This is a genomic window from Desulfospira joergensenii DSM 10085 (assembly GCF_000420085.1).
In the GTDB taxonomy this organism is placed as follows: domain Bacteria; phylum Desulfobacterota; class Desulfobacteria; order Desulfobacterales; family Desulfobacteraceae; genus Desulfospira; species Desulfospira joergensenii.
Window position 1 is genome coordinate 1,838,440 of record NZ_ATUG01000001.1, and the last position, 12,035, is coordinate 1,850,474.

Annotated in this window: 11 protein-coding genes; 9 read left to right on the forward strand and 2 right to left on the reverse strand. The window is 54.1% G+C overall.

What is annotated here, in order from left to right; genetic code table 11:
• Window position 1 precedes the first annotated feature (1 nt).
• Window positions 2-859, reverse strand: coding sequence for a putative beta-lysine N-acetyltransferase (ablB, locus tag F608_RS0109330; RefSeq protein WP_022665364.1), 858 nt, complete (start codon window positions 857-859; stop codon window positions 2-4).
• Window positions 860-1,270: 411 nt separating this feature from the next.
• Between ablB and F608_RS0109335 the strand changes: the two genes are divergently transcribed.
• The 3 genes from F608_RS0109335 to F608_RS36685 are packed head-to-tail and all read left to right on the forward strand — an operon-like array spanning window position 1,271 to window position 2,839.
• Window positions 1,271-2,041 carry a SagB/ThcOx family dehydrogenase gene (locus F608_RS0109335; protein WP_244154260.1) on the forward strand — a complete coding sequence of 257 codons (771 nt, stop codon included), beginning with the start codon at window positions 1,271-1,273 and terminating at the stop codon, window positions 2,039-2,041.
• A 56-nt stretch (window positions 2,042-2,097) separates the two neighbouring features.
• Window positions 2,098-2,592 carry a translation initiation factor Sui1 gene (locus F608_RS0109340; RefSeq protein ID WP_084681029.1) on the forward strand — a complete coding sequence of 165 codons (495 nt, stop codon included), beginning with the start codon at window positions 2,098-2,100 and terminating at the stop codon, window positions 2,590-2,592.
• Window position 2,593: 1 nt separating this feature from the next.
• Window positions 2,594-2,839, forward strand: a complete 246-nt coding sequence (locus F608_RS36685) for a PIN domain-containing protein (RefSeq protein WP_022665367.1) — start codon at window positions 2,594-2,596, stop codon at window positions 2,837-2,839.
• A gap of 11 nt (window positions 2,840-2,850) precedes the next feature.
• Here the strand turns inward: F608_RS36685 and F608_RS0109350 are convergent, their stop codons facing one another.
• Window positions 2,851-3,981: a helix-turn-helix domain-containing protein gene (locus F608_RS0109350; RefSeq protein ID WP_022665368.1), complete on the reverse strand. Its 1,131-nt coding sequence runs from the start codon at window positions 3,979-3,981 to the stop codon at window positions 2,851-2,853.
• Window positions 3,982-4,310: 329 nt separating this feature from the next.
• On the opposite strand from F608_RS0109350, the gene F608_RS31290 reads away from it, so the two are divergent.
• The 6 genes from F608_RS31290 to F608_RS0109380 all read left to right on the forward strand — a co-directional run bounded on the left by F608_RS31290 (window position 4,311) and on the right by F608_RS0109380 (window position 12,007).
• Window positions 4,311-6,938 (forward strand): autotransporter family protein, encoded by a 2,628-nt coding sequence (locus tag F608_RS31290; protein WP_022665369.1) that lies wholly within the window; start codon window positions 4,311-4,313, stop codon window positions 6,936-6,938.
• A gap of 215 nt (window positions 6,939-7,153) precedes the next feature.
• The gene (locus tag F608_RS0109360) at window positions 7,154-7,405 is read left to right on the forward strand and encodes an addiction module antidote protein (protein WP_027362616.1); all 252 of its coding nucleotides are present in this window, start codon (window positions 7,154-7,156) and stop codon (window positions 7,403-7,405) included.
• Between the two features lie 96 nt (window positions 7,406-7,501).
• Entirely contained in the window at window positions 7,502-8,101 is a 600-nt protein-coding gene (locus tag F608_RS34590) for a helix-turn-helix domain-containing protein (protein ID WP_153307474.1), read from the forward strand.
• Between the two features lie 51 nt (window positions 8,102-8,152).
• Complete coding sequence (locus F608_RS0109370; RefSeq protein ID WP_022665372.1) at window positions 8,153-9,019, forward strand: isocitrate lyase/PEP mutase family protein; 867 nt, start codon at window positions 8,153-8,155, stop codon at window positions 9,017-9,019.
• A gap of 41 nt (window positions 9,020-9,060) precedes the next feature.
• The gene (locus F608_RS0109375) at window positions 9,061-10,083 is read left to right on the forward strand and encodes a TRAP transporter substrate-binding protein (RefSeq protein ID WP_022665373.1); all 1,023 of its coding nucleotides are present in this window, start codon (window positions 9,061-9,063) and stop codon (window positions 10,081-10,083) included.
• A gap of 37 nt (window positions 10,084-10,120) precedes the next feature.
• Complete coding sequence (locus tag F608_RS0109380; protein ID WP_022665374.1) at window positions 10,121-12,007, forward strand: TRAP transporter large permease; 1,887 nt, start codon at window positions 10,121-10,123, stop codon at window positions 12,005-12,007.
• The last annotated feature ends 28 nt before the right edge of the window (window positions 12,008-12,035 follow it).

Below are 12,035 nucleotides of genomic sequence, written 5' to 3' on the forward strand. Positions count from 1 at the left end.
ATCACCGATCCAGATGCTTATACCAGACGTTCATGCTTTCAATTTTTCCCGAGATATTGGTATTGTTTTTCAGCCTTCCCGAATAATGATACCCGGATTGGCGGAAGACCATATTGATCCCGGGGGACAATGCCCTGGCAATGGTATAAACGGTTTTGATCTTTTTCTCTTTTAAGCTGCTTTCCATTTCGGCAAGCAGATGCCGGGCAAAATTTCTGGATCGATATGCCGGGGCCGTGGCAAAATCCGTCATTTCGGCATTGGAGTTTTTGTTATCGATTTCCGCCGAGGAAACTGCTGCGATCTCACCCCCTGAATCCATGCAGAAATACTCGATCTCATCGCTCTGCATCATTTTAAGAAGATATTCAGGATCATGAATGGGGAAGGGGTAGGAGTCAAAGATCTGCCGGTATAATTGAATCATATCATCCAGATCCTCTTCTCTGCATCTTCTGACCGCAAACCTGCTATCAAGGCCGGGCAATGATTCTTTGACCCTCTTTTTCAAAGTCATGGAAAGGATCTTTTCAATTTCCATAGCATCCTTTTCTTCTTTCCGGGCGGCATCCAGATACCAGGCCATAAACAGGGCGGATTCATCTGTCCGGTAAAACCCCGGGATCCGGGCCTCCTGGATAAAACCGGACATGGAAAAGAGATCTGAAACGCTTTGGGGCACCTTTGCAAATATTTTTGAATATCCTTTTTCCCGGGCCAGGCGGATCAGACCGCCGGGGAGATCTCTGTCCGGAAGGGCGGAACACTGCATAAGATATATGCGGTTGTTGTTTCTGCCGTGCTGGATAAGGCTGCCTTTAAAATCTTCAATTTCATCCTGGGGCTGTGCCGGTTTCATTCGCTGCTCTTTCAGGCCACCTTTAATCATTGCCTTTGGGTCCGATTTCTGCGTTGCAGGAGAATTTTAGTCCTCGGAATATTCAATATATTCCTCCGGTAAAAATTTTCCTGCGCCTTGAACTCAAACCAAAATCCTGATTATTAGAGATACCCTTTATTGTTATTATGCTTTGATGCAGATTCTTAAATCCGCCATGATAAAATGGCTTTCACCCATGGTTTAATCATCTAAACGGTTTAAAGGCAAGGATGGTGATCCCCTTCTGATATTCCGGATGCTCCGTCAGCGACCTCCGGCAGAGCCGGGGGCCTATCCATGGCAGTTAAAAGTAGGAAATCAAAAGATAATATTGTAGACTGTCGGCAGAGCAAAAATCCCGACATTCCAAAACAGGCCTTTCAGGGGGATATGATGAATAATGAACAGCTTAAAACCTATCGGTCCTTTCTCAAGGACAGTATCCGGAAAAAAATTGCCTTCAAATATACCGATCAGAACCAGGGAGTTCCGGTCCCTCCGATTCAAAAACCCTGTCCGGAGGACTCTGTTTTACTTGATCTTCCCAGCCCTGATGAATGGAAGAATATTCCGCCGGCAGATATCACACAGGCCATCGGCAATAGAAAAAGCCGCCGGGTTTATCTGAGGCAAAGCCTTTCCCTGGAAGAACTGGCATATCTGTTGTGGTGCACCCAGGGCCTGCGGGGGAAAGAATTCAACGGTCATGCATACCGGAATGTTCCCTCTGCCGGCTGCCGCCATGCCCTTGAAACCTATATTGCCGTTTTTCATGTGAAGGGTCTTGCCCCCGGAGTTTACAGATATCTGCCCCTTTCCCATGGGCTGATTTTTGAATTCAAGGATGAGATGCTGCCGGAGAAAATGATCACTGCCTCCCTTGGCCAGTCTTATCCGGGGAAATCCGCCGTCACTTTTATCTGGAGCGCCGTCCCTTACCGGATGGAATGGCGGTATGGACTGGCCGCCCATAAGGTCATTGCCCTGGATGCGGGTCATGTCTGCCAGAATCTTTATCTTGCCTGCGAGGCCATTGATGCCGGAACCTGTGCCATTGCCGCCTATGATCAGGAAGAATTGGATGAACTCCTGGGGCTTGATGGAGAAGAGGAGTTTGCTGTATACCTTGCCCCAGTGGGAAAGGTAAAAAAACAACCCTGATCCACCAGCAAGGCACCACCTGGTTCGTTGCCTTCGGTCGCTCCTCCCTGCGGAGTATGAGTTATACACCTCACTCGTCACTCCCTTGGCGCCTTCCATCTGATACCCTGCTGAAGGCCAGGGAAGGCGTTTTACAAATTCAAACCATTACAAACAACCTCTCAGGAAACAAAGGGATTGCATTGAAAAACTCAGACACCAACAGCAGACTTGTCTATTCCACAGAATCGGGCCGGATTTGTCCGTCCTGCGGAAAGCCGTCCGATAAATGTATCTGCAAGAAGAAGAAAACAGATATGATTCCCAAAGGAGACGGGAAGATCCGCGTGGAAAGATCCACAAAGGGAAGAAAAGGAAAAGGGGTGACTCTCATCACCGGCCTTCCCCTGGAAGCCTCCTCCTTAAAGGCTCTTGCCAAAGAACTGAAGCAGAAATGCGGCACCGGCGGTACGGTGAAAAAGGGGGTGATCGAAATCCAGGGAGATCACAGGGACCTGCTGACGGAGCATCTGAAATCCCTTGGATATCAAGCGATCAGAGCCGGAGGATGAAATGAAGATATGGGTGGACGCAGATGCATGGCCTGGGGGGATTAAAAATATTTTGTTTAAAGCGGACCGGCGGACAAAGCGGGAGCTTGACCCTGTCGGCCAACCAGCCCATGAAGATCCCGCGGAGAACTTTACTCTTCAGACAATATCAGGGGACGCCTGTGCAATGACTGTTATTACGGCCGCAGCTATTCTCCCAAAGGGGAAACAAGAGGGGGCCGGAGAGTTTGCACGGCATTTATACTAAAGCCCTTTTTTTCAGCTCCCCTGTTTTTCCCTTACACTTTGAATTGCGGCCTCAAGCTGATCCCGCCGGGGGGATGGGGTTTGGCAGGTCTTTAAAACGTAATAGGCGGTCTGCAGAACTTGGGAGATGCGGGATCTTTTGGGCAGGGTATGAATATCCAGATATTTATCCAGGGTCTGGGTCCGCCGCCATCCATTGGGGTCGGGATAAACGCTCCAGATTTTGGAATCCTCTGCCAGGTCCGCCTTTGTAAGGCCGGTGGATTCCACCCAATAATGAATGGTCCGGTTCATCAGATCAACAATACGTTCAGGCAGCGATGCCGGATTTTTTTTGTGGACAACCTGGTTCCGGGCAGGATCTGAATCAAGACATACATCTTTGATTAAAGCTGCGGCATCGTTGATATCCGCAGCCTGGAGTCTGCTGAAAATTTTTATGCGATACTGGTCCGCCGTTTTCTCACTGATGCCCAGCGCGGCGGCAATCTGCCCGGTGTCCTCTCCCTTTGATATCCGCTTTAACACATCGATTTCCTGCCCGGACAATATTTTTTTGAGAAGGTTTTCTTTGACCTGCTCCACCGTCAATATGGCTTCCCCGGAGACGGCGTCGATACATGAGATATTGCCAAGGGTTTCCATATTCTGGTCCGGGGCGAGTTCAAAGAGCATCATGCTGAGCCAGACGTCGCCCGTATCCGTCAATTCAAGCGTAATGTTCTGGTAGTGGACGCGGATCATTTTATCATAGTCGTTTTGCATCCGGTATTCCGCGATCACCTTGTAATTTTTGCGCTGATCAACCGGGAGGCCGGACACGTAATCCCAGACAAAGGCGGATCCGTTGATCATGATCATGGCATCAACAGGGATCAGCCGGTTTAAGGGATAGGCCAGTTTTTCCCGGTAAACCTTTTCAGGATCGAATCCAAAATAACTGAAAAATTTGTCGGAAAGATAGAGAAAGTCATTTTTGATATAGTCCCAGACGATGGTGATCAAATTTCCCGTTGATTCCATTTGTTCCCAAAAGGGCCGCAGGCCGTCCGCTTTTGAGTAATCAGGCGCTGATGCAAAAGAGGGGTTCCCGCGTCTGTCCAGCACCATTTCCCTGATTGCTTTTTCTACCGCTTTAGACATGCATTCCTCTCTAAAAAAGCCCTCTTTGTGGAGAATATTTCATAAAAATGGGTCTTAATCGGGTGTATTTAACCCTAGGGCAGCCCCCGATGTCAAGCCAATGCCGCGGGGGGATTCATTTTTCTGCAGAAAATAGTTCTATCATTACAATATCTTTGGTCTACTTTCACGGTTTTTAACAGTGAATTTTTCTTGAAAGCCCCCTCTTCTATGAAATACGCTTGCATGGCTTTGAGGAACCCTCTTCCCTCGCAGCCAACGGGCAGACTTGAAAAGCGGTGCAGGGCAGGGGGAGTACAGGTGCAGGCATGTTTAAAAAAAGAGGTTCTATGAAACAATTCCTGATACGTATCCGGGGCATCGTCGGAGCATTCATTGCCTCACTGGCCGCCATGGCCGTACTGGTCGCCGTGGTGATTGCCGTTCTTGCGGTCGGGCCCGACATGGCCAGGGCCGCAACCTACACCGTCACCAACCTCAACGACTCCGGCCCGGGCTCCCTGCGCGAGGCCATCACCAACGCCTCGGACGGAGACACCATCGAGTTCGACTCGGGCCTGTCCGGCACCATCACCCTGGCCTCGGACCTTCCGGACCTGAACTCCGTGACCCTTTCCGGCGGCGAGGATGTCACCCTGGTCCGTACCGGCGCCTCCGACATTTCCACCCTTCTCTGGGGCTGGAACAAAACCCTTTCCGGCGAGCTGGCCGGCACGGTCTCGGCCAGCTCGGGCGGCAAAATTGTCCATGGGCTTTACAGCTACAGTCCCCTGACCGTGGGCACCCTTTCCGGCTCGGTTACGGCCAGCGCGGGCACCAGAGACGCCTATGGACTCCGCAGCCATAATGGCGACCTGACCGTGAACACCCTGTCCGGATCGGTCTCGGCCAGCGCGGGCAACCAATACGCCTACGGGCTTTTTGGCTACAAGACCCTGACCGTGAACACCCTGTCCGGCAAGGTCTCGGCCACAGCGGACAGCGGGAATGGAGCCTTCGGGCTCTACGCCGCCGGTGTCAGCGGCGACCTGACCGTGGACACCCTTTCCGGCTCGGTTACGGCCAGCGCGGGCTCGTACGGCGCGTTCGGCGTGTATTCCGCCGGTACCCTGCAGAACAGCTCGGGCGGGGCTGCGGAAATCAGCGGCGAGGTCACGGCCAAGGCGAACGGGCTGGCCGTGGCCGTAAGCGCCAACAATGGCATGAAGCTGAACGTCACCGGCACCCTGAAGGCCACGGACACTTCGGGTGGAGGAAAGGCCTATGCCATCGCCGCAGGAGTCGAAGATGGCAGCGGCGGCTGGACCGTGGGCGGCGCGTACGACGACACCGTGACCCTGGGCAGCGGTGCCTCCGTTACCGGAAACATCGAACTGGGCGGCGGCACTAACCTGCTGACCCTGGAAGACCTGGGGACATTCATCGGCGACATAAGCAACATCACCACACTGACCAAGACCGGTTCGGGAACCTGGTCCACCACCGGGTCCATCTCTACCGACACCCTGACCGTGAGCGACGGCACCCTGCAGGTCAAGATCAGCCAGACCGCCACGCCCACGATCAAGGCCACTGGCACGGTGACCAACAACAGCACCGTGCTCTTTTCCCTGAACACTCCCATCGCGACGGGTACCACCTTCACGGCCCTGACCGGCGCTGGCGGCCTTGGAGGCACGGGAACCTATACCACCACCCCCTTCCTCACCGCCGCGGTCAACGCCAACAGCGTGGACCTGACCAAAAACAGCTTCACGGACGTGTTCCGCGGCACCGACCAGACCTGGGAGCAGGTGGCCGAAGCCCTGGACGACAATTATGGCACGGCTACCGGCGATCTGGCCGACCTGATCTCCGCCATAGAGCAGTCCGACAGCCAGGCCGAGGCTGAATCGGCCATGGCCCAGCTCACCTCACCGCTCCTGGGCCAGGGCATGGACCTGACCCTCGGTGCGGCGCATCTCCAGTCCCTGTTCACCCAGTCGCGCATGGCCGGGAGGCGGACCTACCTGGCCTACCTGGGCCGCAGGGCCACCGCCCCCGACCCGGACGATCCCGGGTCCTGGCCGTTAACCGCGGCCATCGGCGATCTTTCCGGCCTGCTCGGCCGCTCCCCCGAAGACAATCCACAAAGCCTGTATCTGCGGACCGCCGGCCGCACCGGCAGCATGGACAGCCACGGCGGCCAGAGCGGCTACGACCACCAAACCTTCATCCTCTCCGGCGGCTACGACCATGTGCTCGGCAACAGCGTACTGGCCGGAATCAGCGCGGGGTACGGAACCACCCAGGCGGACTACGACGACCAGGGCGGGAGCCGCTCCGCCATGGACAGCTACGCCCTGGGGGTCTACGGCTCCTGGTTCCGGAACGACTGGTACGTGGACACCGTCCTCGCGGCCATATACAACCGCCATGACCTGCACCGCGAACTGCCCGCCCTGGACGCCACGGCCACGGCCGATCCGGACGGACACACCCTCTCGGCCAAGACCGAGGGCGGGTATCGCTTCGAGACCGGAACCTGGGGCCTGACCCCGCGCGCCTCCCTGGAGTACACCCGCCTCCACCAGGACGGCTACACCGAAACCGGTGCGGGCGCGGCCAACCTGGTCATGGGAGATACGGACGCGAACTTCCTGGAGAGCGGCCTGGGCCTGACCGTGGACCGCACCTGGGAAACGGGCTGGGGCATGATCATCCCCGAGCTTTCGGCCATGTGGCTGCACCAGTGGCTGACCCAGGACCGGGCCATCACCTACGCCATGACCGGCCTGCCCGGCACGGTCTTCTCGGACACCCTGGCCGAGGCTTCCGAGGACACCCTGCGCCTGGGCGCAGGCGTCCGTTTCCTGCTGGACGAAAAGAATCTGATCCTGACCGCCCGCTACCAGGGCGACCTGGAGGAGCACGCCAGAAGCCACAGCCTCCTGGCCGAGGTCCAGTTCGTTTTCTGACCTGAGCCCTCGAGGCACAGCACCACAGACGGGGTCACACACAGACGGGGTCACACACAGACGGGGTCACACACAGACGGGGTCACACACAGACGGGGTCAGGTCTTGAAAAATAAGAAAGTGATTATTCAAGACCTGACCCTAAGTATTTTTCTAAGTATTTTTCTAAGTATTTTTGACCCTAAGTATTCTAAGTATTTGACTAAGTATTCGACATTGCAGAACACCTTAACACTCCTGATGATATCCGCATTTTTTTGCAGGAGGTCGCAGATACTGGAGATGAATCCGATTTTATCCATGCGTTGAACATTGCCGCCAGAGCAATGGGCATGACCGAGGTGGCTAAAAAAGCAGGGGTTACCCGTGCGAGCCTTTACAAATCACTTGCCGACGGTGCGAACCCGAAATTTACCACTATCAGCAAGGTTACCAAGGCTCTTGGATGTAAATTGGCTGTTGCATAATTGATTTCAGCACCGGGCCACAAATCCCAAGCCCGGCAATCACAGTTCAACAAAAAGTATTTGACCTTTTTGTTTTCCATTAGTAAACAGAGGGATATGACACAAAGTGAGAAAAACGGGCAGGACCTGGAAAAAGAGATTGCCAGGCGCATCCGGGCCAAAAGGCTTGAGCGCAACTGGACCCTTGATCAGCTAGCCAAGGCCGCAGGGCTGTCCAAAGGGTATCTGTCCCAGATCGAAAACGATGAAAAGACGCCGACCCTGGGAACCCTGACCAAGATCGCTTTTGGCCTGGGCCTGGATGCGGTTTCCCTTATCACCGGAGAGAACCCCAGGCCCAAGGAGAAAAAATTCGCCCTGGTCAGGGCAGATGAGCGCCAGCCCATATCCCACACAGGGGCGGCTCCCGGTTCCATTTACGAATCCTTTCCCTTTAACAGATCCAATAGGTTCATGGATTCCTATGTGGTTACCATCGGCAGAGAGTATCCGCCCAAGCCGCTTCTGCATGGAGGCCAGGAACTGGCCGTTACCCTGGAAGGGGAGAGTGAATTCTACTATGACGGGCAGACCTATACGCTCGGGCCCGGGGATGCGATCTACTTTGATTCCGACCGGCCTCATATGACCCGGAGCATCGGGCCCAAACCGGCCAGGGTGCTGGTGGTTTTCTGCAATCCGGTACACGGGGAGTGATTTTTTTTATCTGTCAGGTTTGCCCATAGCAAACAAAGGAGTCTGTGAAATATGAAAAAGACCCGTCTGCTCAAAAAATATATACTTGAAGACGAGATCCTGGTCATGCCCGGTGCCCATGATGCACTGACCGCAAAAATTGTGAAGCAGGCCGGTTTCAAGGCCCTGACCATAGGGGGATACGCGGCCTCCGCCTCGATCCTGGGCAAGCCGGATCTATCCTTTCTGACCCTGACGGAAATGGCGGACTGCGTCCGCCGGGTCGTTGATGCCGCCGATATTCCGGTCTTCACGGACGGGGACACCGGACACGGGGGCGTCCTGAATGTCCAGCGCACGGTCAGGGAAATGGAAAGAACCGGAGCCGCGGGAATGTTCATTGAAGATCAGGTCTTTCCCAAGCGATGCGGCCATATGGCGGATAAACAGGTCATTGAAAAAGAGGAGATGGTTGCCAAAATCAAGGCGGCAGTGGATGCCAGGGTTGATGATGATTTCGTGATCATGGCCCGTACGGACGCCCTTGCCGTCAACGGCCTGGAAGATGCCGTTGAAAGGGGGAATCTATTTGCCCGGGCCGGTGCGGACCTGATTTTTGTGGAAGCGCCCACCACAATCGAACAGATGCAGGAAATCACTTCCCGGATAAACGCCCCTTTACTGGCCAATAATATTGAAGGGGGGAAATCCCCTTTGCTGCCGGCTGCCCGGCTGGAAAAAATCGGTTACAGCACGGTTGTCTTTCCGGTTGCCGCAACATATGCAATTGCAAAGGTCATTGGAGATCTCATGGCTGAATTATCCGCCACGGGAACCACCGAGGGGTTCACGGACCGGATGGTCTCCTTTGACCAATTTAACAGCCTGATGGAGCTTGATGTCCTGCGCTCCCTGGAGCGTACTTATTTTCACTCATAATACAACAGATCCCAGGGCTTTTCTGTTGAAGGAGAAATAAAATGAAACAATTCATTTTTGCCGCATTTTTCTTATTTGCCTCCCTGTGTCCGGTTATGACGGCTTCAGGCGATGCGGTTGCCGGGCAGATTTCACTGACTCTGGCCACAACCACCCCGCCAAAAAGCAACCATGAAATCGCCGCCGGAAAATTTGTCGAGGCCATTGCCCAAAAAACCGGGGGCAGAATCCAGATTAAACATTACGGGGCCGGCTCCCTGTACAATGCCAAGTCCATCATGCCGGCCATTTCCAACAACCAGATCGATATCGGCCTCCTGCATGTGGCACTTGTGGGGCGGCGTTCTCCGGTACTCGAATTTGTAGGATCCTTTGGCGCCATGGGATGCTGGGAAAGCTATGACCACTATTACAGGTTTCTGGATACCCCCAGAATCCGGGAAATCGCCTCTGCTGAATTTGAAAAATACTTCAACTCCAGGCTGCTCTCTGCCTGGTCTTTTGGAACCAGTCTGCTCGGGCGCAGGGACAAGGCCATTGAAAGGGTGGATGACTTTAAAGGATTGAAGATGCGGACATCCGGAACCGCCATGGCCACCCTCTACCAGGCTCTGGGAGTGATTCCCATCAGCCTGAGTTCCAAAGAAATCTATACGGGGCTGCAGCGCGGCACCATCCAGGGGGCCGGCTCCGGCGTTTCCAGATGGCGGCGCAGTAAACTCTATGAGGTGGCTCCGTATCTGACCGTTGACCCGACCATTCCCTATTTCAGTATGTGGCTGGTCATCAACAAAAAAGCCTGGGCCAAGCTCTCCGGGGAGGATCAAAAGATTATTTCCGAAACCGCCAGGGAATACGAAAGCTGGACAAGAGAGTTTGCCGCAAAGGAAAGAAAAGAGGATATTGCCTTCCTGAAAACAGAGGCAAAGGCCCTTGTGGAACTTCCCGGTGAAGAGAAAGCCAGACTGATCCGGACGGTCAAACCGGTCATGAAAAAATTTGCAAAAGAACAGCTTGGCGGGCAATTTCAGGAGCTCTGGAGTCTGCTGGAAAAATCAAAATAAAGGGTCTGGTTTGTCCCGGCCCTTTTGAAAAAACAGAATGGATACAATGGAACACATGGATGAACAAAAGCCAGGGGGGCTGATCGGCCGCATCTCCTTTATTTTTTCCCTGACGGCAGGTCTGTTGATGCTGTCCGTGGCTTTGTTCATGTCTTTTGAGGCATTTTCCCGCCATTTTCTGGACCAGCCGACCTCATGGGTTCTGGCGGTTTCCACCCTGATATTTATCTGGTTCACCTTTCTGTCCGTTCCCTACGGCATAAAACTGGACAAACACGTTGCCTGTGATATCTTTGTTACCCGCCTGCCGGATCCAAGCAGGCAGGCCGTCGGGATTGCCACGGATACGGCATCCCTGATTTTTATCGCGGCCCTGGGGATTTTCGGTTTTATCCATTTCATGGAGGCTGTTGAATACAGATCCATGAGTGACGGCCTGTTCCGCTATCCCATGTGGCTTGTTCTCCTTTCCATTCCCTTTGGAATGGCCCTGAGTGCCATTCAGACCCTAGGAAAAATCAGGACCCGGCTTTTCCGGATGAAAAACAGCCCTGAAAAATCTTCTAAACATTCTGTTTTTTCCCCGGGGATAATGGTCTCCTGCTTTTTCCTATCCGCAGGGGCCGGCATTTGTGTATACTTTTTCAGCCAGCCCCTGGGCATCCTGATCTTTGCCCTGGCACTCCTGTTCTGGGGGGTGCCCATTGCCTTTGCCCTGGGGCTGGTGGGCCTCACCGGCCTGTTATTCTTTCACCAGAGCATCGGGGGACTAAATACCCTGCCCATCGTGGCGGAGAATACGGCCACAAACTTTATTTTACTGGCCATTCCTCTCTTTACCCTGGGCGGATTAATCCTGTCGCGCAGCGGCCTGGGGGAGCAGATATATGAGTTGAGCAGCAAATGGCTCGGCTGGATGCCGGGGGGCTTAGGGGTAGGCACATGTATCACCGGGGGAATCCTGGCCGCCATGATCGGATCGAGCACGGCGGTGACCGCCATTATCACCCTTGTTGCCATGAAACCCCTGCTGGACCGGGGTTATGACAAGAAACTGGTCATCGGCACCGTGACCGGAAGCAGCCTTGGACTGATCATCCCTCCCAGTATCGGTTTTATTGTCTACGGGTTTCTGACCGATACATCGGTTGGGGATCTTTTCATGGCCGGTGTGGTTCCGGGAATCATGCTGGTGGTCCTGTTCAGCGCCTATATCGTGATCAGCTGCAGGGCCAGCGGAAAATACGAGGTCGTTTCCTTTTCCTGGAAGGAGCGGCTGGTCTCATTGAAGAAATCTCTTATCATCATTCTCGGCCCTGTTTTTGTCCTGGGCAGTATATACACCGGTGTTGCCACCCCCACGGAAGCCGGTGCAATCCTTGTGATTTACAGCCTTTTCTGTGCCTTGATCTACCGCACCATCAACTGGAAGGGATTTGTCCAGTGCCTGATCGACAGCAGCGTCCTGTCCACCATGGTCATAATGATCATGGTCGGGGCACTGGTGATGTCCAACGTGATCACCCTTCTCCAGGTTCCGGCAGATCTGACGGAATTCATTCTCTCTTCCGGGCTGCCCGTCTGGGGAGTCATCCTTTTGATTGTGATGCTGTACCTCTGCCTGGGAATGTTTCTGGACGGCGGATCCATCACGGTTTTAACGGTTCCCGTCATCGCCCCCATGCTTCCGGCCTTGGGGATCGACACCATTGCCTTCGGGGTCATCCTCATGATGCTCATTGAAACCGCCCTGCTCACACCTCCGGTGGGACTGAATATATTCACGGTCAAGGGGATTGTGGACGAACCCCTCTTGTTTATCATAAAGAGTGTGGTTCCCTTTGTAGGGATCCTTATGATCGGGATTGTTCTTGTTTTTGCATTTCAGGATATCGCCCTGTGGCTGCCTTCACAGATGAGATGATCCAGCAGGGACTGTTCCGAAAGAATCA